Source organism: Halomonas sp. M4R1S46 (genome assembly GCF_025725685.1).
Lineage (GTDB): Bacteria > Pseudomonadota > Gammaproteobacteria > Pseudomonadales > Halomonadaceae > Halomonas.
Genome location: NZ_CP107008.1, coordinates 1,172,123 through 1,193,213 on the forward strand (window position 1 = coordinate 1,172,123; position 21,091 = coordinate 1,193,213).

At 69.0% G+C, this 21,091-nt stretch carries 16 protein-coding genes; 10 read left to right on the plus strand and 6 right to left on the minus strand.

The window, feature by feature from the left end:
* Positions 1–124: 124 nt before the first annotated feature.
* From OCT48_RS05575 to OCT48_RS05610, 8 genes are all read left to right on the plus strand, one after another.
* Complete coding sequence (locus OCT48_RS05575) at positions 125–1,327, plus strand: glycine C-acetyltransferase (RefSeq protein WP_263591724.1); 1,203 nt, start codon at positions 125–127, stop codon at positions 1,325–1,327.
* Positions 1,328–1,889: 562 nt separating this feature from the next.
* Positions 1,890–3,179 (plus strand): NAD(P)/FAD-dependent oxidoreductase, encoded by a 1,290-nt coding sequence (locus OCT48_RS05580; protein ID WP_263591725.1) that lies wholly within the window; start codon positions 1,890–1,892, stop codon positions 3,177–3,179.
* Positions 3,180–3,211: 32 nt separating this feature from the next.
* Complete coding sequence (locus OCT48_RS05585; RefSeq protein ID WP_263591726.1) at positions 3,212–4,342, plus strand: ABC transporter ATP-binding protein; 1,131 nt, start codon at positions 3,212–3,214, stop codon at positions 4,340–4,342.
* A gap of 10 nt (positions 4,343–4,352) precedes the next feature.
* Positions 4,353–5,276 carry an ABC transporter permease gene (locus tag OCT48_RS05590; protein ID WP_263591727.1) on the plus strand — a complete coding sequence of 308 codons (924 nt, stop codon included), beginning with the start codon at positions 4,353–4,355 and terminating at the stop codon, positions 5,274–5,276.
* Positions 5,273–6,070, plus strand: coding sequence for an ABC transporter permease (locus OCT48_RS05595; RefSeq protein ID WP_263591728.1), 798 nt, complete (start codon positions 5,273–5,275; stop codon positions 6,068–6,070). The genes OCT48_RS05590 and OCT48_RS05595 overlap by 4 nt, the downstream gene beginning before the upstream one ends.
* A 38-nt stretch (positions 6,071–6,108) precedes the next feature.
* Positions 6,109–7,173 (plus strand): ABC transporter substrate-binding protein, encoded by a 1,065-nt coding sequence (locus OCT48_RS05600; protein WP_263591729.1) that lies wholly within the window; start codon positions 6,109–6,111, stop codon positions 7,171–7,173.
* A gap of 55 nt (positions 7,174–7,228) precedes the next feature.
* A complete protein-coding gene (locus tag OCT48_RS05605; protein ID WP_263591730.1) occupies positions 7,229–8,596 on the plus strand; it encodes a glutamine synthetase family protein in 1,368 nt (455 codons plus the stop codon).
* Between the two features lie 175 nt (positions 8,597–8,771).
* The gene (locus OCT48_RS05610) at positions 8,772–10,064 is read left to right on the plus strand and encodes an NAD(P)/FAD-dependent oxidoreductase (RefSeq protein ID WP_263591731.1); all 1,293 of its coding nucleotides are present in this window, start codon (positions 8,772–8,774) and stop codon (positions 10,062–10,064) included.
* A gap of 191 nt (positions 10,065–10,255) precedes the next feature.
* Here the strand turns inward: OCT48_RS05610 and OCT48_RS05615 are convergent, their stop codons facing one another.
* The gene (locus OCT48_RS05615; RefSeq protein ID WP_263591732.1) at positions 10,256–12,823 is read right to left on the minus strand and encodes a GcvT family protein; all 2,568 of its coding nucleotides are present in this window, start codon (positions 12,821–12,823) and stop codon (positions 10,256–10,258) included.
* 347 nt (positions 12,824–13,170) lie between these two features.
* Here OCT48_RS05615 and OCT48_RS05620 point away from each other — a divergent pair, with 347 nt between their 5' ends.
* Entirely contained in the window at positions 13,171–13,713 is a 543-nt protein-coding gene (locus tag OCT48_RS05620; protein ID WP_263591733.1) for a glycine zipper 2TM domain-containing protein, read from the plus strand.
* Between the two features lie 87 nt (positions 13,714–13,800).
* Here the strand turns inward: OCT48_RS05620 and OCT48_RS05625 are convergent, their stop codons facing one another.
* From OCT48_RS05625 to OCT48_RS05645, 5 genes are read right to left on the minus strand one after another with little or no spacing between them, the layout of a single operon-like run.
* On the minus strand, positions 13,801–14,043 hold the full coding sequence (locus OCT48_RS05625; RefSeq protein ID WP_263591734.1) for a formate dehydrogenase subunit delta: 243 nt from the start codon (positions 14,041–14,043) through the stop codon (positions 13,801–13,803).
* 10 nt (positions 14,044–14,053) lie between these two features.
* On the minus strand, positions 14,054–14,929 hold the full coding sequence (fdhD, locus tag OCT48_RS05630; RefSeq protein WP_263591735.1) for a formate dehydrogenase accessory sulfurtransferase FdhD: 876 nt from the start codon (positions 14,927–14,929) through the stop codon (positions 14,054–14,056).
* Positions 14,926–17,814, minus strand: coding sequence for a formate dehydrogenase subunit alpha (gene fdhF / locus OCT48_RS05635; RefSeq protein ID WP_263591736.1), 2,889 nt, complete (start codon positions 17,812–17,814; stop codon positions 14,926–14,928). Before fdhF ends, fdhD begins: the two co-directional genes overlap by 4 nt.
* Positions 17,811–19,367: a formate dehydrogenase beta subunit gene (locus OCT48_RS05640; protein ID WP_263591737.1), complete on the minus strand. Its 1,557-nt coding sequence runs from the start codon at positions 19,365–19,367 to the stop codon at positions 17,811–17,813. The genes fdhF and OCT48_RS05640 overlap by 4 nt, the downstream gene beginning before the upstream one ends.
* Entirely contained in the window at positions 19,367–19,858 is a 492-nt protein-coding gene (locus tag OCT48_RS05645) for a formate dehydrogenase subunit gamma (RefSeq protein ID WP_263591738.1), read from the minus strand. Before OCT48_RS05645 ends, OCT48_RS05640 begins: the two co-directional genes overlap by 1 nt.
* Positions 19,859–19,983: 125 nt before the next feature.
* Between OCT48_RS05645 and OCT48_RS05650 the strand changes: the two genes are divergently transcribed.
* Complete coding sequence (locus OCT48_RS05650) at positions 19,984–21,045, plus strand: helix-turn-helix transcriptional regulator (RefSeq protein ID WP_263591739.1); 1,062 nt, start codon at positions 19,984–19,986, stop codon at positions 21,043–21,045.
* Positions 21,046–21,091 lie beyond the last annotated feature (46 nt).

The window sequence follows — 21,091 nt, forward strand, 5'->3', positions numbered from 1 at the left end:
TGGGTTCACAGCGGCCTCGCGATGGTCCGGCACGCCGGAGCTTGACGCCGGAACCGCGCGTTTTCGGGATGTCAGCGAAGCCTCAAGACTGGACAGGACAACGGAACGAGAAGGATACGACACCATGTACGGCGACTTTCAACGGCACCTGCGCGACGAGCTCGCGGCCATCGACGAGGCCGGCCTCACCAAGCGCGAGCGCGAACTGGCCACCCCCCAGGGGGCCCATGTGGGCGTGGCGCGCGACGGCGAGGTGCTCAACCTCTGCGCCAACAACTACCTGGGGCTCGCCCAGCACCCCGAGGTCAAGGCGGCCGCCATGGCCGGCCTGGAGGAGTGGGGCTACGGGCTGGCCTCGGTGCGCTTCATCTGCGGCACCCAGACCCTGCACAAGACCCTCGAGGCCAGGCTGAGCGAGTTCCTCGGCAGCGAGGACACCATCCTCTACCCGTCCTGCTTCGACGCCAACGGCGGCCTGTTCGAGACCCTGCTGGGGCCCGAGGACGCGGTGATCTCCGACGAGCTCAATCACGCGAGCATCATCGACGGGGTGCGGCTGTGCAAGGCAAGCCGCTACCGCTATCGCAACAGTGACATGGCCGACCTGGAGGCCCAGTTGCAGGCCGCCGACGCCGCGGGCGCGCGCTTCAAGCTGATCACCACCGATGGCGTCTTCTCGATGGACGGCTATATCGCCAGGCTGGACGAGATCTGTGATCTGGCCGAGCGCTACCAGGCCCTGGTGCACGTCGACGACTGCCACGCCACCGGCTTCATGGGGGAGGGGGGGCGCGGCACCCACGAGTACCGGGGCTGCCTGGATCGGGTGGATATCCTCACCGGCACCCTGGGCAAGGCCCTGGGCGGTGCCAGCGGGGGGTACACCAGTGCCCGCAAGGAAATCGTCGAGCTGTTGCGCCAGCGCTCGCGACCCTACCTGTTCTCCAACACCGTGGCGCCGCCGGTGGTCGCCGGTGCCCTCAAGGCCCTCGAGTTGGCCGGCGAGTCCAGCGAACTGCGCGACCGACTGAAGGCGAACACTGCCTTCTTCCGCCAGGGACTCGAGGATCTGGGCTTCGAGCTGCTGCCCGGCGAGCACCCCATCGTGCCGGTGATGCTCCACGACGCCGCCCTGGCGGCACGCTTCGCCGAGGCAATGCTGGCGGAGGGCGTCTACGTGATCGCCTTCTCCTACCCGGTGGTGCCCAAGGGCAAGGCTCGCATCCGCACCCAGGTCTCGGCGGCCCTGACCCGCGAGGACCTGGAGGCGGCCCTGGCAGCCTTCGGCCGTGTCAAGGAACGCCTGGGACTGGCTGGCAACGCCTAGACCGCATGGCTTGCAGTGCAAGCCATGCGGTCTAGCGGGGGATCGCGATGCTCCCCCCTCGGGGCGCCGACGGTCCGGCGCCCCTCCTGATCGTGCCACGCCGGGCCCGGCGTGGCGCCGGGTTTTCTCTTCCCCGGCGACTCCTCTCCTCCCGCCTCGCTGGTGCTGTCTCGCCTGCCACGCGAATCGGCCTGTCGCGATTCAGCGAATATAATCAACTGCCTGCGTCTTCCCGGTCGCGGTCGGTCCGGGTCAAGTCGTGATGGGTTATCGTATATTCAACGGAATTGCCGAGCCGTGGTAGTGCCTTCCCCGGGCGCTGGATGAGCGCTTCTCAGGCGACGCCGCGACAGCTTTTTCTTGACGACATGTTCTTTCTAAGATTAACAAATATCTGATAATAAAAGATTATATCTTTTCTATGCTCGGATAGGTGTTGAATACTTGACATCAAGCCGGCAGGTGGTGTCAGACTAGGGGGGAGCGGATCGTTGCCGGAAGCGGCTCCCCGTGCAGACGATTTGCGGTCAAAGTATTCAACAACAATAACAGGACGCGACCTATGGTCAGTTCCGCCACGGACCAGCCGGCTTCCTGGTACCGCGCCTCCATCGCCGTCGACCTCGAGCCCTGTGCCCCCCTCGAAGGGGAGGAGCACGCCGATGTCTGCGTGATCGGCGGCGGGGTCACCGGCTGCTCGGCGGCCCTGCATCTCGCCGAGCGCGGTTACTCGGTGATCCTGCTGGAAGCCGGCGAGGTTGGCCATGGTGCCTCGGGTCGCAGCGGGGGCCAGATCCTGCCGGGTCTGGGCACCGATATCACCACCGTCGAGCAGGCCCTGGGCCGATCTCGCGCCCGGGAGATCTGGGAGATGAGCCGCGAGGCGGTACGCCTCACCGCCGAGCTGATCGAGCGCCACGCCATTCCCTGCGAACTGGCCTGGGGCTACCTCCACGCCGCCGTGAAGCCGCGCCATGTCCGAGAGCTCGAGGCCTTCCGCGAACAGCTGGCGCGGGACTACGACTACCCGGCCCTGGAGTGGCTGGAGGGCGACGCCCTGCGCGAACACGTGGCCACCGATGCCTACCCGGCCGCGCTCTACGACCGCGAAGGCGGCCACCTGCATCCCCTCAACTATACCCTGGGCCTGGCCCGGGCCGCCCAGCGCGCCGGGGTGCGGCTGCACTCCCGCAGCGCCGCCCGGGACATCCAGCGCGGCACGCCGGCCACCGTGACCACCGACGGCGGTCGGGTGACCGCCGACTTCCTGGTGCTGGCGACCAACGCCTATCACGGCGGCCTGGTGCCGGAGCTGTCGGGTCGGGTGATGCGCGCCGCCAACTACATGATCGCCACCGCGCCGCTCTCCCCGGCGCAGGCGGCCCGGGTACTGCCCCGGAACGATGCCCTGTCCGACGCCAACTTCGTGCTCGACTACTACCGCCTTTCGGCGGATCGCCGCCTCATCTACGGGGGCGAGGTCAGCTACGATGGACGAGAGCCGCCGCGGCTCCAGGAACGCATGGACGCCAAGATCGCCCGGCTCTTCCCGGTGCTCGCGGGTGTGCCCATCGACTACCGCTGGGGCGGTGACGTGGCGATCACCCTGAATCGGGCCCCCGACTTCGGCCGCCTGGGCGACAACCTCTTCTATGCCCAGGGCTATTCCGGCCATGGCATGGCCCTGGCGGGGCTCGCCGGCAAGCTGCTGGCCGAGGCCATCGCCGGGCAGAGCGAGCGTTTCGATGTCTTCGCCGCCATGCCGCATCGCCAGTTCCCCGGCGGCCGCGCCCTGCGCAAGCCGCTGCTGGTCCTGGCCACCCATTTCTACAAACTGCGCGACCGGCTCTGAGAGAGGCCGCGGATAACCGAAGAGGCACCCCCATGAGCGAGACCATCACGGCGGATATTGCCGACCAGCCGGGTACGATCCCGGCCGCCGAGGAGACGCCGCAGGAGGCGGCACGCCGCAAGGCGTCCTCCATCGAGATGCAGGGACTGCACAAGCGCTTCGGCCGCGATACCGTGGCGCTCGACGGCGTCGACCTGGACATCCGGGCCGGCGAGTTCTTCACCCTGCTGGGGCCGTCCGGCTGCGGCAAGACCACCCTGTTGCGCATCCTCGCCGGCCTCGAGGAGCCGGATGCCGGCTCCCTGGTGGTGGGCGGCAAGAACGTCACCGAGGTGCCGCCGCACCGGCGTAGCGTCAACACCGTCTTCCAGTCCTACGCGCTCTTCCCGCACCTCTCGGTGCGCGAGAACCTGGCCTTCGGCCTGAAGATGCGCGGGGTGCCGGCCGCGGAACGCAACGCCAAGGTCGACGAGATCGCCGGCTTCATCAAGCTCGGCGACCTGGTCGAGCGCCGCGTCGACCAGCTCTCCGGCGGCCAGCGCCAGCGCATCGCCCTGGCCCGGGCGCTGGTCTGCGAGCCCGACGTGCTGCTGCTCGACGAGCCGCTCTCGGCGCTGGATGCCGGCCTGCGCAGCCAGCTGCAGGTGGAGCTGCTGCGGGTGCAGAAGCGCCTCGGCATGACCTTCGTCTTCGTCACCCACGACCAGCAGGAAGCCATGGTCATGTCCGACCGCATCGCCGTGCTCAACGGCGGCAACATCCAGCAGGTCGGGGCGCCGCGGGAGGTCTACGAGCGACCGGTCAACGCCTTCGTGGCGCGCTTCATGGGGCACGACAACCTCTATGCGATCAACGCCCGCCAGGGCGATCGCCTGACCACCGCGCTGGGCGAGCTGACCGCCGAGGACGCCGGCGACGGCGAGCTGCTGTTGATCCGCCCGGAGACCCTGGATGTGCTGCCGGGCGAGGTCGAGGGACGCAATCACCTGCAGGCCCGGGTGGCCGAGCGGCTCTATCGCGGCAGCCACGCCGAGTTCCGCCTGGAGATCGGCGAGACCACCCTGCAGGCCACGGTGAACAACCGCGGCCGGCACCTGCCCGACATGGGCGACCGGGTCACGGTGGTGGTGGCGCCGGAAGACCTGGTCACCCTGAGCGAGTGAGGAGGCGGACATGTCCTATACCGGCGTAACGCCTACCGCGCGCAGTCGTGCCATGGTCCGCGAGGCCCGGCACCTGCTGTTCACCGTGGCTCCCGGCGCCACCTGGATCGTGGTCTTCCTGGTGCTGCCCAGCGCCTACCTGATGGGCGTGGCCTTCATGAGCAACGGGCCCTACGGGCTGCCGGAGATGCCGCTGTCGCTGGAGTCCTTCAAGCGCCTGGCCGGCTTCGGCTTCCTGGGCTGGAGCCCGGGCAACCTCTATACCCTGATCCGCTCGCTGTGGCAGACCCTGGTCTCCACCGGGCTGGTGGTGCTGGTGGCCTATCCGATCGCCTACTACATCACCACCTGCCGCGAGAGGTGGCGGCCGATCATGCTGCTGCTGGTGGTGGTGCCGTCCTGGACCAACCAGGTCATCCGCACCTTCGGCTGGATGAACCTGCTGGCCCCGGGCACGCCGCTGTCCGGCCTTGCCGAGAGCCTCGGGCTGATCGCCCCCAACATGGGCCTCTATCCCTCCAACTTCGCGGTCACCCTGGGGCTGGTCTACAACTTCCTGCCGTTCATGGTGCTGCCGCTGTATGCGGCCTTCGAGAAGCTCGACACCGCCCAGGTGGAGGCCGCCCAGGACCTCTATGCCTCGCCGGTCCGGGCCTTCTGGCACGCGGTCTTTCCCCAGACCCTGCCGGGCCTGCTGGCGGGCATCGTGCTGGTGGCCATTCCGGCCTTCGGCATGTACGTGATCCCGGAACTGCTCGGCGGCGGCAAGGGCATGATGCTCGGCAACCTGGTGGCCACGCAGTTTTCCGGCGGCGCCAACTGGCCGCTGGGCGCGGCCGGCGCGATCCTGATGCTGATCGCCACCTTCGTGGGGCTGTTCGCCATGCGTCGCATCGGCAAGCGCCTGGGTGGCGGCGAGGAGGTGGTGATATGAGAAAGCGGACCCTGCAACGCGGCCTGACCGGCTTCTGGTGGCTGACCGTCGCCTTCCTCTACCTGCCGCTGGCGGTGGTGGTGCTGTTCTCCTTCAACGCCTCCAACAGCGCGGCCAGTTTCTCCGGCCTCTCCTTCCGCTGGTACCGGCGGCTGATGGGCAACGAGGAGATCCTCTCGGCCTTCGCCAACAGCATGGTGCTGGCCATCACCTCCTCGGTGATCGCACTGGCCATCGGCTGCCTGATCGGCTATGGCATGTACCGGCACCGGCATCGCAAGCTCGGCTGGCTGATCGTGTTGATCTACCTGCCGATCGTGCTGCCCGACATCGTCTTCGGCATCTCCGAGATGGCCTTCTTCGTGCAGATCCACGACTGGACCGGTCTGCTGCAGCCGGGGCTCGGCACCATGATCATCGCCCACGTGACTTTCCAGATCCCCTTCGTGGCGCTGATCGTCTACTCGCGCTTCGTGGGCCTGGACCCGACGCTGTTCGAGGCCGCCAAGGACCTATATGCGACGCCGGTCAAGCGGGTGGTGCACTTCATGCTGCCGACCATCAAGCCCGCGTTGATTTCGGCGTTCTTCCTCTCCTTTACCCTGTCGGTGGATGACTTCGTCATCAGCTTCTTCACCTCGGGACCGGAGAGCGCGACCCTGCCGATCTATATCTGGGGCGCCATCAAGAAGGGGGTCTCCCCGGAGATCAACGCCATCGCCGCGCTGATGATCGGCGCCGTGGCCGTCGCCGCCATCCTGAGTCTCACCTTCAGTCGTCGCCGGCAGGCCTGACCGGCATCATCATCCCCAAGGGAAACGAGGAGAGCACCATGAAAATCAACAAGATCGCACTGGCCCTGTCGCTGGGCGGGCTGGCCCTGGCCGGCCAGGCCCAGGCCCAGGAGGGCAAGCTCTACCTGTTCAACTGGACCGAGTACATGGACCCCGCCATCATCGAGGCCTTCGAGGCGGAGTACGACGTCGAGGTGGTGCAGAACTACTTCAATTCGCTGCCCGAGATGTTCGCCAAGCTCAACGCCGGGGGCGTCTCCCAGTACGACATCATCGTGCCGTCCAACTACTACATCCCGCGGCTGATCGAGACCGGCCTGGTCCAGCCCCTCGACAAGTCCAGGCTCGACAACCTCGGCAACGTCATGGAGCAGTTCCAGGACCCGAGCTACGACCCCGGCGGCCAGTACAGTGCGCCCTACCAGTGGGGTACCACGGGCATCATCTACAATGCCGAGACCTTCCCCGACGCGCCCAAGAGCTGGTCCCTGCTGTTCGACCCCGAGGTCAACCCGCAGCATCCCTTCGCGCTGATGGGCGATGGCCAGGTGACCATGGGCGGGGCCTGCGCCTTCCTCGGCCACGGCTACGACTGCACCGGCATGGACGCCTGGAAGGAGGCCGCCCGGCTGTTGATCGAGACCAAGAACCGCGACACCTTCAGCGGCTTCTCCGACGGCACCCCGGCGCTGCAGCAACTGGCCCGCGGCGTGACCCATGCCGGCCTGTCCTACAACGGCGACTTCCTCTACTTCAAGGAGGAGAACCCGGATTCCTTCGCCAACCTGGCGTTCATGATTCCCGACGAGGGGGCCGAGAAGTGGGTGGATGCCATGATGATCCCCGCCGAGGCGCCCAATCCCGACCTGGCCCACAAGTTCATCGACTTCATCCTGGATGCCGAGATCGGCGCCCAGCTCTCCAACTACAACTACTACGCCAGTCCCAATGCCGCGGCCGTGCCGCATCTCGACGAGGTGCTGACCCAACCGCCGGTGCAGCCCAGTGATGCCGACATGGAGCGACTGCGCTTCACGCCCAGCCTGGAAGGCCAGCAGCTGCAGACCTTCCAGCAGCTGTGGGCCGAGGTCCAGGCGCGGTGAGACGACGGGCCCCGGTCCGTGCCGGGGCCCCATCCCCAGAGCGAAGGAATATTTCATGAGTAACCGCCAGGAGCAGCCGCTCTTCAACGACTGGTTCCAGACACGCGGCATCACCGAGGTCGAGTGCCTGGTCACCGATCTCACCGGCATCCTCAAGGGCAAGATCATGCCCGCGAGCAAGTACCTCGGCGGCGGGCGTCCCCGGCTGCCGGACTCGATCTTCATCCAGACCGTCACCGGTGGCTATCCCGACGACGAGGACATCCACTTCTGGAACCCCGCCGAGCGCGACATGGAACTGGTGCCGGACCCGGGGGCCATCTACCTGGTGCCCTGGGCGGAGGATCCCACCGCCCAGATCATCCACGACTGCCACTACCTGACCGGCGAGCCGGTCGAGCTGGCCCCGCGCTACGTGCTCAAGCGAGTGCTGGCGCTCTACGAGGCGCGCGGCTGGAAGCCGGTGGTGGCCCCCGAGGTCGAGTTCTTCCTGGTCAAGACCAACACCGACTCGGACTATCCCCTGGAGCCACCGATCGGCCGCACCGGCCGTCAGGAGAGCAGCCGACAGTCGTTCTCCATCGACGCGGTCAACGAGTTCGATCCGCTGTTCGAGGAGATGTACGACTACTGCGAGGCCATGAACCTGGACCTGGACACCCTGATCCACGAGGAAGGCGCCGGCCAGATGGAGGTCAACTTCCAGCATGGCGATCCGCTGCAGCTGGCCGACCAGGTGGTGATGTTCAAGCGCACCCTGCGCGAGACGGCGCTGCGCCACGGCATGTACGCCACCTTCATGGCCAAGCCCATGGCGGGCGAGCCGGGCAGCTCGATGCATATCCACCAGAGCCTGGTGGACGTGGAGAGCGGCCGCAACGTCTTCGCCGGCGAGGACGGCACGCCCAGCAAGCTCTTCCACCACTTCATCGGTGGCCTGCAGCGCTACCTGCCGGCCGCCATGCCGCTGCTGGCGCCCAACGTCAACTCCTATCGGCGCCTGATGCGCACCGAGACCAGCGGCTCGGCGCCGATCAACGTCGAGTGGGGCACCGACAACCGCACCGTGGGCCTGCGGGTGCCGGTCTCGTCCGCCGAGGCGACCCGGGTCGAGAACCGCCTGGCCGGCGCCGACGCCAACCCCTACCTGGTCATGGCGGCATCGCTCGCCTGCGGCTACCTGGGCATGCTCGGCCAGCTCGAGCCGCGCCCGCCGATGGTCGGCTCGGCCTGGTCCAGCGGCAGCAAGCTGCCCGACGACATCGGCCCGGCCCTGGACCTGCTGCACGAGTGCAAGCCGCTGGCCGACATTCTCGGCGAGCGCTTCACCAACAGCTACCTGGCGGTGAAGCGGGCGGAGCACCGCGAGTACTTCCAGGTGATCAGCTCCTGGGAGCGCGAGCACCTGCTGCTCCGGGTATAGGACACCCAGCTCTCCGCTGACAGGGATACGGGGCGCCGGCCATGCCGGCGCCCCGTTGCGTATGGGGTGTCAATCGGGTGGAAAGAAAAGCATGTCTATAGGCTTGGTTTTTTCGGGGTGTGCGCCGTATCATGGGGCGTCATGTGTTGAATAAAATAACCATCAAGGAGGCCTCATGAGCGTCTCGAACGATACCGAACACGTCGCATCCTGGTACGCCGCCACCGCCAAGGCGTCCCCCGAGCGGCCCGCCCTGGAAGGCGAGGTGAGCTGCGACGTCTGCGTGGTGGGGGCCGGCTTCACCGGCCTCTCCGCGGCCCTTCACCTCGCCGAGCAGGGCCACAGGGTGGTGGTCCTGGAGGCCGCCCGGGTGGGCTTCGGGGCCTCCGGGCGCAACGGCGGCCAGATCGTCAACAGCTACAGCCGCGACATGGATGTCATCGAGGCCAAGTACGGCGCCGACACGGCCCGGGCGCTGGGCGACATGGCCTTCGAGGGCAACCGTATCATCCGCGAGCGCATCGCCCGCTATGGCATCGACTGTGACCTGCGCGACGGCAACCTCTTCGCCGCCTGCAACGCCAGGCAGATGCAGGGGCTGGTCGAGCACAAGGCGCTCTGGGAGCGCTACGGCCACCGCGAGCTCGAACTGCTGGAGGGGGAGGCGGTCAAGCGCGAGGTGACCTCCGAGCGCTACGTGGGGGCCCTGGTGGACCATTCCGGCGGCCACCTCCATCCACTCAACCTGGTGCTGGGCCAGGCCGCAGCGGTCGAGTCCCTGGGGGGCGTGATCCATGAACGCACGCCGGTGACGGCCGTCGAGCACGGCCAGCCGGTGCGCCTCGCCACGCCGCGTGGCGAGGTGCGGGCCGAGCGGGTGGTGATGGCCGGCAACGCCTACCACCAGGGCATCATGCCGGCGCTGGAGGGCAAGTCCATGCCCTGCGGCACCCAGATCATCACCACCGAGCCGTTGGGCGAGGCCCGGGCCCGGGCGCTGCTGCCCAACAACCTCGCCGTCGAGGACTGCAACTACCTGCTGGACTACTTCCGGCTGACCGCCGACAACCGCCTGATCTATGGCGGCGGCGTCAACTACGGCGGCCAGGATCCCGCCGACATCGAGGCGGTCATCCGGCCCAAGATGGAGAAGACCTTCCCGGGCCTCGCGGACGTGCGGGTCGACTACGCCTGGAGCGGCACCTTCCTGATGACGCTCAACCGGCTGCCGCAGTTCGGGGTGCTCAACGACAACGTCTACTACGCCCAGGGCTATTCCGGTCACGGCGTGACCTGTACCCACCTGGCCGGCCGTCTGATCGCCGAGGCCATGACCGGCCGCGAGGAGCGTTTCGACGCCTTTGCCGATCTGCCGCACCTGCCGTTCCCGGGCGGGCGGATGCTGCGGGTGCCGCTCTCGGCCATGGGCGCCTGGTACTACGAGACCCGCGACCGCCTGGGGATCTGAATAATCCTTCCTCACCCTGGATAAAAAGATGAGCTGTTTCGGCGCCAAGCCCCGGAGTGCCGGACCATCGCGAGGGCGCTGTAGACCCATCCATGGGCGCTACTTTTGCCGTCCCTGGTCAAAAGACCCTCGCGCCGGCTTGTCCCCGACGCTCATCTCGCCTGACGTCAAGATGATCTCCGAAAGGCCTTTCAGCTCTTGGGTCGCCGGTTCTCGGGATCGTACAGCGGCTGGTAGCCCACCGCCTCGATGTGCAGCGGGTAGCGTTCGCCGAAGTACTCCATCAGCAGGGTGTCGCCTTCCCGGGCGACCTCCGCCGGCAGGTAGCCCAGGGCGATGGTCTTGCCCAGCGAAGGGCCGAAGGCGAAGCTGGTCACGTAGGACCGCCGGCCCAGGGCATCCACCAGCACCTCGCCGCTCCCGGGGTCGAGGAGCGGCGCATGGCCCACCGGATAGCGGGGTACACCCCTGGCGTCGTGATGGTCCTCCAGGGTCAGGGTGCAGAGGTAGGCCGGCTGGCGCTCGCGGCCGCGCTGCTCCAGGTAGGCCGCCTTGCCGTGGAAGTCCTCGGGCTTGACCTTGGGCCGGGCGAGTCCGGCCTCATAGAGGTTGTACTCGGTCAGCAGGTCGGCGTTCTGCAGCCGCAGGCTCTTCTCCAGGCGCCGGCTGTTGGCGTAGGTCTCGATCCCCACCGGGGTGACGCCCTGCGCGAACAGCAGGTCCCACAGGGCCAGGCCGTAGCTGAACGGCACGTAGAGCTCCCAGCCCTGCTCGCCCACGTAGGAGATGCGGAAGGCCCACACCGGCAGGCCGCGCAGCCGGATCTCCCGGGCCGTGGCGAAGGGGAAGGCCTCCTCGTCGAGCGCGCCGGGGTCATCGGCCACCCGTTGCAGGGTGCGGCGCGCATTAGGCCCCCAGACCCCCAGGGTGGCCAGACCGTCGGTGCGATCCTCCAGGCGCCAGCGGGTCAGGTCGCGGGCCTCGGCCAGGCGGGTGATCCACACCCGATCGCGGGGACCGGTGTCGCCGCCGCAGATCACCCGGAAGGCGTCGGCGGCCAGGCGCACGATGGTCAGGTCGGAGTGCACGCCGCCGGCCTCGTCGAGGAAATGGGTGTAGACGCCCTTGCCGGCGGGCGTCGCCCCGCCCACCCGGGCCACCGACAGGTACTCCAGCAGGGCCTCGGCATCGGGCCCGATCAGGTCGTAGATGGCGAAGTGGGACAGGTTGATCATGCCCACGTCGTCGCTCATCGCCAGGTGTTCGGCGTTGGAGACCCGCCAGAAGTGGCGCGCGTCCCACTCGGCCGGGCGCTCCGGCACCCGATCGCCATAGCGCTCCAGCAGGTGGTCGTTGGCGGCATAGCCGTGGGCGCGCTCCCAGCCCGCCGTCTCCATGAAGTGCCCGCCGAGTTCCACCTCGCGAGGCCAGAAGGGGCCGCGGCGCAGGTTGCGGCCGGATGCGAAGGGCTCGCGGGGATGCACCGCCGGGTCGTAGATCTTGCGGGCGATCTCCTCGCAGCGGCCATAGACATAGTCCGGCGTCGTCTGCACCGGGTAGAAGCGGGCGATGTCGATGCCGTGGGGGTCGAGCGCCGGTCGCCCGGTGGTCAGCCAGTCGGCCAGTACCTTGCCCATTCCCGGGCCGTCCTTGACCCACACCGCCTCGCAGAGCCACAGGCCGCGGGTCTCGGGGGACTCGCCGACCAGCGCCCCGCCATCGACGGTGACCGAGAGCAGGCCGTTGAAGGAGTGCTTCTCGTCCCAGCCCAGGTCGCCGAGCACGGGGGTGAGCTCGATCGCCCGCTCGAAGGCGGTCACGACCTGGTCGAGCTCCAGGTCGCGCATGGAGGGCGAGAGCCGCGCCTGGTGGCGCTCCAGGATCTCGTGGGGGCGGACCAGCCTGGGGCTGGTGGTCTCGTAGTAGCCCCACTCGATCTGCCCGCCCTCGGTGGTGACGGGGTCGCCCGTGTCGCGCAGGTAGGCCGAGGTGCCCTGATCGCGCAGCAGCGGGTAGCCGATCTCCTTGCCGGTGCCGGCGAAGGTGTCGAAGGGGCCGAAGAACAGCAGTGGGTGCTCGACGGGCATCAGCGGCAGGGCGGCGCCACCCAGCGCCGCCGGAATCGGGCCCCAGATGCCGGAGGTGACGATGACCACCGAGGTGGCGATGTAGCCCTTGGGGGTCTCGACCCCGCAGACCCGGCCGTCGCGGACGTCGATGTCCAGCGCCGGGGTGTCGGTGAAGGTGGTGAGCCTGCCGGAGGCCTTCGCCCGTTCGATCAGCTCGCCGGCGACCTGCTGGGAGCGCGGCACCACCAGGCCGGCGTCCGGGTCCCAGAGGGCCCCCTGGATGAGCGTCTTGTCCAGCAGAGGGAAGCGTTCGGCGGCCTCGTCCGGGCCGATCAGGCGCGCCCGGGTGCCGAAGGCCTTGCCCGAGTCGACCTTGCGGGCGAGTTCCGCCATGCGCGCGTCGTCGCCGACCCGGGCCACCTCCAGGCCGCCGATCCGCGCATAGTGGCCCAGGTTCTCGTAGAACCGCTGGCTGTAGGTGGTGGTGTAGCACGACATCTTGTCGTGGGCGGTCATGTAGCAGAAGTCCGAGGCGTGAGCCGTGGAGCCGATGTCCGAGGGGATGGCGGACTTGTCGAGCCCCACCAGGTTGTCCCAGCCCAGCTCGATCAGATGGTGGGCCACGGAAGCTCCGACGATGCCGCCCTGGCCGATGATCACCGCATCCGCCTGCTTGGGGAGTGTCGCCATGGTCGTTCTCCTTCGCTCACCCGCCCGGAAAGTGTGGCTCCTCTGTCAACGTAATGCACCTCGTCGCCCTGGGCTGCTCGACGGCGACCCCGGCATGCGCCTTGGCGACAGGTGGCGTGCCTCGATGTCGCCAGAGGCGCGACATCGCGGGGCGAGCAGGACTGTCGCTTTCCGCCGACGCCCGGTCAGCAATTATGGAACATCGATCAGCATGCCATCGCCGGCGCGTCGAGGCATTATGCTGTCGTTACACGGGCGGCGCAGGAGGCGTCGTCCCGCTCTCGTCGCTCGCCAGCATCACGCCTCTCGCGGAGCCGAGGTCGAGCCATTGGAGGAGGTGACAACAGATGAGCAAGTCGATCGTGGTGGGGAGCACCCTGGCCGTGCTGGGGCTGGGGGGCATGGCCTTCGGTGCCTGGCAGATCCAGGAAAGCCGTCAGCCGCAGTTCGCCGATATCACCGGCGTGGAGCCCCTGACCCGCACCGTGGAGACGCCGCGGGAAGTCTGCGAGGACGTGGTGGTCCAGCAGCAGGCGCCGACCCGCGACCCGCATAGCGTGGTCGGCACCGCCGCCGGCGCCATCGTCGGCGGCCTGCTGGGCAACCAGGTCGGCGGTGGCAGCGGCAAGAAGATCGCCACCGTGGCGGGGGCCGTCGGCGGCGGCCTGGCCGGTCGCGAGGTGCAGAAGCGCATCGAGTCCGGCCAGACGGTCGCCACCACCCAGCGCCAGTGCCAGACGGTGACCGATTCCCACCAGGAAACGGTGGGCTACGAGGTCAGCTGGCACTACGACGGCCAGCAACACACCACCCAGCTGGATCGGCGCCCCGAGGGCGAGCGGGTCCGGGTGGTCAACGGTGAGCCGCAGTGGCGGGAGCCCCAGGCCTAGGCCCGTCGAGCCAACGACGCGTCCTCGACAACGAGAAGGGCCGACCCCGGCGGGTCGGCCCTTCTGCGTGCATCGGTGTGCCTGGTATCAGCCGGCCTTGGCGGACTGGCGGTCGGCCAGTCGCGCCACGGCCTCCCGGGCCAGGGGGGACAGGCCGTGGTCGGCCTCGCCCAGGCAGGCGATCAGGCGCTGCTTCATGGGACGGGCCCAGAAGGTTTCCAGGTGGGTGCAGACCGCCTGGGCGGCCTGTGTCGCTTCGCGACCGGCGCCCAGGTTGATGGCGATCTGGTTGACCATCTGTACCAGGGTGGTGACGTGATCTCGTGACATCCTCGACTCCTCAGCCATGGGCCCGGGCCGCCGGAGGTGCGGCGGCGGGGCGATGATAGACCAGGTGGCGGCCGGGGCGGGCGAAGCCGACCAGCAGCAGGTCGGCCGCCCGGGCCTGCTCCACCGCCAGGGCGGTGGCCGCCGAGACGGCCACCAGGGCGCCGATGCCGGCGCTGGCGCTCTTGTGGACCATCTCGTAGCTGGCGCGGCTCGAGACCAGGGCGAAGCCGTCGGCGTCGGGGCCTCCCTGCCGCGACAGGGCGCCGATCAGCTTGTCCAGGGCGTTGTGGCGGCCCACGTCCTCGCGGACCAGCCGGATGCGCCCGAGCCCGTCGCACCAGGCCGCGCCGTGCGTGGCACCGGTGGCCGCCTGCAGTGCCTGGTGATCGGCCAGTCCGGCCAGGGCACGCTGGATGGCCGCGTCGGCCAGTGCCGGCGCCTGCACCACCGGAATGGGCCGGATCGCCTGCTCCAGCGCCTCGGTGCCGCACAGGCCGCAGCCGGTGCGCCCGGCCAGGTTGCGCCGGCGGGCCTTGAGTTCCGCCAGTCGCTGGCTGGCGATCGTCAGGTGCACGGCCAGTCCCCGCGTTTCCTCGCGGACCGTCAGGTCATAGCACTCGTGAGGGTGCGCCAGGAGCCCCTCGGAGAGGCTGAAGCCCAGGGCGAAGTCCTCGAGGTCCTCGGGCGTGGCCATCATCACCGCGTGGGAGATGCCGTTGTAGACCAGCGCCACCGGCACCTCCCGGGCCAGGGCATCCTCGAGCGCCTCGGCGTACCAGCCCGTGGGGCCACGGTGGACCTCCACGGGGTGGCGCGCCACCGCGGAGGCCGCGTCCGCTCCTGGCTCGCCGGCCACACGCCCCCTTGCCTCCGCGTTCGCGGTCATGGCGTCGCTTCCGGGTGGGGCGCCGTGGTATCCCGGGCCGTGTCCAGGTACTCGCGCTGCACCCGGTCGAAGTCGTCGAAGCGGCGCTGCCAGGCGGAGGGCCGGCTGACCTTCTCCACCTGGACCGCGGTGACCTTGTACTCGGGACAGTTGGTGGCCCAGTCGGAGCTGTCGGTGGTGATCACGTTGGCGCCGCTGCCCGGGTGGTGGAAGGTGGTGTAGACCACCCCGGGTTGCATGCGCTCGCTGAGCCGTGCCCGCAGCACCGTCTGGCCGGCGCGGCTGGTGATGCCCAGCCAGTCGCCGTCGCGGATGCCGCGCACCTCGGCGTCGGACGGATGCAGCTCGAGCACGTCCTCGTCGTGCCACACCTGGTTGTCGGTGCGCCGGGTCTGGGCGCCGACATTGTACTGGGAGAGGATCCGCCCGGTGGTCAGCAGCAGCGGGAAGCGGCGGCTGGCGCGCTCCTCGGTGGCCACGTACTCGGTGATCGCGAAGCGGGCCTTGCCGATCGGGAAGTCAACCTCGTGCATGGTCGGGGTGCCCAGCGGATGCTCGGCGTTGCAGGGCCACTGCAGGCTGCCCTGCGTCTCGAGCCGGGCGTAGCTGACCCCGGCGAAGGTCGGGGTGAGCCGGGCGATCTCGTCCATGATCTCGGACGGGTGGGCGTAGTCCATGGGGTAACCCAGGGCCCGGGCCAGCTCGAGGGTGACCTCCCAGTCGGCCTTGCCGGCCAGCGGCGGCATCACCTTGCGGACGCGGTTGATGCGCCGCTCGGCGTTGGTGAAGGTGCCATCCTTCTCCAGGAAGCTCGAGCCCGGCAGCAGCACATGGGCGTACTTGGCGGTCTCGTTGAGGAAGATGTCCTGGACGATCAGGCACTCCAGCGAGGACAGCGCCGCCTCCACGTGCTGGGTGTCGGGGTCGGACTGGGCGATGTCCTCGCCCTGGACGTAGAGCGCCTTGAAGCTGCCCTCGATGGCGGCGTCGAACATGTTGGGGATGCGCAGCCCCGGCTCGTCGTCGAGCTCGACGCCCCAGGCCGCCTCGAACCGCCCGCGGGCCTCGGCATCGGCGACATGCTGGTAGCCCGGCAATTCATGGGGGAAGGAGCCCATGTCGCAGGAGCCCTGCACGTTGTTCTGGCCGCGCAGCGGGTTCACGCCCACGCCCTCGCGGCCGATGTTGCCGGTGGCGAGTGCCAGGTTGGCGATGCCCATCACCATGGTCGAGCCCTGGCTGTGCTCGGTGACGCCCAGGCCGTAGTAGATGGCACCGTTGCCGGCGGTGGCGTAGGTGCGCGCGGCGCGGCGCACGGCCTCGGCGGGCACGCCGGTGATCGCCTCGCTGGCCTCGGGGGCGTGGCGCTCGTCACGGATGAACTCGCGCCAGGCACGATACGCCTCGGTGTCGCAGCGCTCGGCGATGAAGTCGTGGTCCTCCAGGCCTTCCGCGACCACCACATGGGCCAGGGCGTTGACCAGTGCCACGTTGGTGCCCGGGCGCAGCGGCAGGTGCTGGGCGTCCTCGAGGTGGGGCGTCTTGAGCAGGTCGATGCGCCGCGGGTCGGCGACGATCAGCGAGGCGCCCTGGCGCAGCCGCTTGCGCATCAGCGAACCGAACACCGGGTGGGCGTCGGTGGGGTTGGCGCCGATGACGATGATGGCGTCGGCCTCCATCACCGAGTCGAAGGTCTGGGTGCCGGCGGACTCGCCCAGGGTGGTCTTGAGCCCGTAGCCGGTGGGCGAGTGGCAGACCCGTGCGCAGGTGTCGGTGTTGTTGTTGCCGAAGGCCGCGCGGATCAGCTTCTGCACCAGGTAGGTCTCCTCGTTGGTGCAGCGCGAGGAGGTGATGCCACCGATGCTCTCGCGGCCGTGCTCGGCCTGGATCGCCTGGAGGCGCTCGGCGGCGAAGGCGATGGCCTCCTCCCAGCCGACCTGGCGCCAGGGCTGGTCGAGGGACGCGCGGACCATCGGCGTGGTGATGCGGTCCGGGTGGGTGGCATAGCCGAAGGCGAAGCGACCCTTGACGCAGGAGTGGCCGTGGTTCGCGTCGCCGCCCTTGTAGGGGACCATGCGTACCAGCTGGTCGCCCTTCATCTGCGCCTCGAAGGAGCAGCCCACGCCGCAGTAGGCACAGGTGGTGATCACGCTGTGCTCGGGCTGGCCGGCGTCGATGACGCTCTTCTCCATCAGCGTCGAGGTCGGGCAGGCCTGGACGCAGGCGCCGCAGGACACGCACTCGGAGTCCATGAACGCCTCGGCCTGCCCCGCGGCGACCTTCGAGTCGAAGCCGCGGCCGTCGATGGTCAGCGCGAAGGTCCCCTGGACCTCCTCGCAGGCCCGCACGCAGCGCGAGCAGACGATGCACTTGCTGGGGTCGAAGCTGAAGTAGGGGTTGGAGTGATCCTGCTCGGCGGCCAGGTGGTTCTCGCCCTCGAAGCCGTAGCGCACCTCGCGCAGGCCCACGGCACCGGCCATGTCCTGCAGCTCGCAGTCGCCGTTGGCCGGGCAGGTCAGGCAGTCCAGCGGGTGGTCGGAGATGTAGAGCTCCATGATGTTGCGGCGCAGCCGGGCCAGGCGGTCGTTCTGGGTGGTGACCCTCATGCCCTCGGCGACCGGGGTGGTGCAGGCCGCCGGGGTGCCGCGCTTGCCCTCCACCTGGACGGCGCACAGCCGGCAGGAGCCGAAGGCCTCCAGGCTGTCGGTGGCGCACAGCTTGGGAATGTTGATATCGGCGAGCGCCGCGGCGCGCAGCACCGAGGTGCCCTCGGGCACGCTGATCGCCACGCCGTCGACCTCGAGGCGCACCGGGGCCGCGTCGGCGGCGGGCGCCGGCGTGCCGAGATCCCTGTCGTGCTGGCGGGGGTCGAAATGCTGAATCATGAGCGGTCTCCTTCCGGCGCTCGCCGAAAGTCGTCGGGGAAGTGGGTCAGGGCGCTGCGCACCGGGAAGGGCGTCATGCCACCCATGGCGCACAGCGAACCGTCTTCCATGGTGTCGCAGAGCTCGCCGAGGAGCTCGAGGTTGGCGTCGCGGTTGTCGCCGGCGAGGACTCGCTCGATCACCTCCACGCCGCGGGTCGAGCCGATGCGGCAGGGGGTGCACTTGCCGCAGGATTCGACCTTGCAGAATTCCATCGAGAAGCGGGCCTGGGCGGCCATGTCCACGCTGTCGTCGAACATCACCACGCCGCCGTGACCGACCCCCGCACCGACTTCGGCGAAGGTTTCGTAGTCCAGTGGCATGTCCCACTGGCTCTCGGGCAGGTAGGCACACAGCGGTCCGCCGACCTGGACGGCGCGCAGCGGACGACCGCTGGCGGTGCCGCCGCCGAAGTCTTCCATCAGCGTGCGCAGGGTGGTGCCGAAGGCCAGCTCCACCAGGCCGCCGCGCTTGACGTTGCCGGCCAGCTGCAGCGCCAGGGTGCCGCGGGAGCGGCCCATGCCGTGATCGGCGTAGGCCAGCGCGCCCTCGGCGAGGATGAAGGGCACGGCGGCCAGCGACAGCACGTTGTTGACCACGGTGGGCCGGCCGAACAGCCCCTCGATGGCCGGCAGCGGCGGCTTGAAGCGGACCAGGCCGCGCTTGCCCTCGAGGCTCTCCAGCAGCGAGGTCTCCTCGCCACAGATGTAGGCGCCGGCGCCCAGGCGCACCTCCAGGTGGAAGGCGCGGCCGCTGTCGCGGATATCCTCGCCCAGGTAGCCGGCGGCCTCGGCCCGGGCGATGGCGGCGTCGAGGATCTCCTTGGCCAGCGGGTATTCCGAGCGCAGGTAGATGTAGCCCTGGGTGGCGCCCACGGCGAGCCCGGCGATGGCCATGCCCTCGATCAGCATGTAGGGATCGCATTCCATCACCAGGCGATCGGCGAAGGTGCCGGAGTCGCCCTCGTCGGCGTTGCAGACGATGTACTTCTGGTCCGCCGGGGTATCGAGCACCGTCTGCCACTTGATGCCGGTGGGGAAGGCCGCGCCGCCGCGGCCGCGCAGGCCGGAGGCCTTGACCTCCTCGACGATGTCCTGGGGCTCGCGGGTGAGCGCCGTCTCGAGGCCGCGGAAACCGTCGAGGGCCAGGTAGTCGGCGATCGACAGCGGGTCGGTGACGCCGATGCGGGCGAAGGTCAGACGCTGCTGACGTTCCAGGTAGGGAATCGCCTCGGTCGGTCCCAGGGCCAGCGGGTGGGTGTCGCGGCCCTCGAGCAGGCCGGTGTCGAGCAGCGCCGGCACGTCGCCGGGCGCCACCGGGCCGTAGGCGACCCGGCCGGTGGCGGTCTCGACCTCCACCAGGGGTTCGAGCCAGGCCAGTCCCCGGGAGCCGTTGCGCACCAGGGTGAGGGCGAGGCCACGGACGCTGGCCTCGCGCTGGAGGCGGTCGGCGACGGCGTCGGCGTCGAGGGACAGCGACGTGGTGTCACGGGGCACGAAGACGCGTACAGACATCAGACTACCTCCAGCAACTGGGTGCGCAGCTCGTCGACCAGGGCGTCGAAGCGGTCGGCGGTGACACGGCCCAGCACCCGGTCGTCGACGCGCAGCGAGGGGCCGCAGGCGCAGTTGCCCAGGCAGTAGACCGCCTCGAGGGTGATCTCCCGATCGGGCGTGGTCTGGTGGTAGTCGACGCCCAGGCGGGCCCTGGCGTGGGCCTCGAGCCGCCGGGCGCCTACCGCCTGGCAGGCCTCGGCGCGGCAGATCTGGACCACGTGGGTGCCGGGGGGCGTGGTGCGGAAGTGGTGGTAGAAGCTGATCACTCCATGCACTTCGGCGCGGGTCTGGCCCAGCGATTCGGCGATGAGGGGGACCGCCCCCTCGGGGACGAAGCCGAAGCGGTCCTGGAGGGCATGGAGGATCGGCAGCAGCGCGCCGGGTTTGTGCTTGAGGGCGTCGATCTCGGCCTGGATCGACTGCGGCGTCCACTCACGGGAATCGCTCATCGGGGCCACCTGGCTCTTGTCGTTTAGATATGCATGACAGTACATATTTAAGAATTTGGCATGCACCACGGTCGCGACAAAGCTAGCATTGGTGTCTCCATTGCAAAATATGAAGCTTTGTTCACATGAGGCGAATCCGGATCACCCCCGCCTGGTACTTCAGCGACGAGACCGGCAATCAACTCGATCCCAAGCTGTTTGCCCTGCTCGAGGCGGTGCATCGGCACGGCAAGCTCACCCGGGCCGCCGAGACGGTCGGTATCTCCTACCGCCATGCCTGGAACCTGCTCAACAAGTGGGGGGAGTTCTTCGGTATCGTGCTGGTCGAGCTCGAGCGGGGGCGGGGGGCCCGGCTGTCGGCCCTGGGCGAGAAGCTGCTGTGGGCCGAACAGCGGGTGATCGCCCGCCTGGGGCCCCAGCTCGAGAGCCTGGGCTCGGAGCTCAACCTGGCCATCCAGCAGACCCTGGAAGGGGTGAAGCCGGTGCTGCGCCTGCATGCCAGCCATGGCTATGCCGTCGAGCTGCTGCCGGAGTATCTCCACGACCTGCGCCTCGACCTGCAGTACTGCAGCCCCCGGGAGGCGCTGGCCGCGCTCCGGCGTGGCGCCTGTGACCTGGCCGGTTTCCACCTGCCCCGGGGGGCGCTCGGTGCCAGGGTGAGCCGCGACTATCGCGACCTGCTCAAGCCCAGGAGTCATCGCGTCCTGCGCTTCATCAGCCGCTGCCAGGGCCTGATGGTGGCGTCGGGCAATCCGCGAGGCATCGAGGGGCTCGCCGATCTGGCCATGGGTGAGACCCGCTTTATCAATCGCCAGGCGGCTTCGGGTACCCGGGCGCTACTGGACGGCCTGCTGGCCGAGGCGGGCGTGGCGTCGCGGCAGATTCCCGGCTACGAGCTCGAGGAATACACCCACTCGGCGGTGGCGGCCTATGTCGCCGCCGGCATGGCGGACGTGGGCTTCGGGGTGGAGGCGGCGGCGCGGCGTTTCGGCCTCGATTTCGTGCCGCTGGCGCTGGAGGACTACCTGCTGGTCTGTCATCGCCGCACCCTGGCCGAGTCGAAGCTGTCGGCGCTGCGCGAGGTCCTCGCCGGCCGGGCCTTCCAGGACGCGGTGGCGGCGTTGCCGGGGTATTCACCGGACGGTTGCGGCACGGTAGAGAGCATCGAGTCACTGCTGCAGGGGTAGGGGAAGCCGGTCGAAAAAAACGGCGCCCGAGGGCGCCGCGAAGCGG

Excerpts from the sequence above, each read along its gene's own strand:
- OCT48_RS05640 (WP_263591737.1), bottom strand. The coding sequence starts at position 19,367 with ATGTCTGTACGCGTCTTCGTGCCCCGTGACACCACGTCGCTGTCCCTC.
- OCT48_RS05605 (WP_263591730.1), top strand. The coding sequence starts at position 7,229 with ATGAGTAACCGCCAGGAGCAGCCGCTCTTCAACGACTGGTTCCAGACA.
- OCT48_RS05585 (WP_263591726.1), top strand. The coding sequence starts at position 3,212 with ATGAGCGAGACCATCACGGCGGATATTGCCGACCAGCCGGGTACGATC.
- OCT48_RS05610 (WP_263591731.1), top strand. The coding sequence starts at position 8,772 with ATGAGCGTCTCGAACGATACCGAACACGTCGCATCCTGGTACGCCGCC.
- fdhD (WP_263591735.1), bottom strand. The coding sequence starts at position 14,929 with ATGACCGCGAACGCGGAGGCAAGGGGGCGTGTGGCCGGCGAGCCAGGA.
- OCT48_RS05590 (WP_263591727.1), top strand. The coding sequence starts at position 4,353 with ATGTCCTATACCGGCGTAACGCCTACCGCGCGCAGTCGTGCCATGGTC.
- OCT48_RS05595 (WP_263591728.1), top strand. The coding sequence starts at position 5,273 with ATGAGAAAGCGGACCCTGCAACGCGGCCTGACCGGCTTCTGGTGGCTG.
- OCT48_RS05615 (WP_263591732.1), bottom strand. The coding sequence starts at position 12,823 with ATGGCGACACTCCCCAAGCAGGCGGATGCGGTGATCATCGGCCAGGGC.
- OCT48_RS05600 (WP_263591729.1), top strand. The coding sequence starts at position 6,109 with ATGAAAATCAACAAGATCGCACTGGCCCTGTCGCTGGGCGGGCTGGCC.
- OCT48_RS05650 (WP_263591739.1), top strand. The coding sequence starts at position 19,984 with ATGAGGCGAATCCGGATCACCCCCGCCTGGTACTTCAGCGACGAGACC.
- OCT48_RS05645 (WP_263591738.1), bottom strand. The coding sequence starts at position 19,858 with ATGAGCGATTCCCGTGAGTGGACGCCGCAGTCGATCCAGGCCGAGATC.
- OCT48_RS05580 (WP_263591725.1), top strand. The coding sequence starts at position 1,890 with ATGGTCAGTTCCGCCACGGACCAGCCGGCTTCCTGGTACCGCGCCTCC.
- fdhF (WP_263591736.1), bottom strand. The coding sequence starts at position 17,814 with ATGATTCAGCATTTCGACCCCCGCCAGCACGACAGGGATCTCGGCACG.
- OCT48_RS05625 (WP_263591734.1), bottom strand. The coding sequence starts at position 14,043 with ATGTCACGAGATCACGTCACCACCCTGGTACAGATGGTCAACCAGATC.
- OCT48_RS05575 (WP_263591724.1), top strand. The coding sequence starts at position 125 with ATGTACGGCGACTTTCAACGGCACCTGCGCGACGAGCTCGCGGCCATC.
- OCT48_RS05620 (WP_263591733.1), top strand. The coding sequence starts at position 13,171 with ATGAGCAAGTCGATCGTGGTGGGGAGCACCCTGGCCGTGCTGGGGCTG.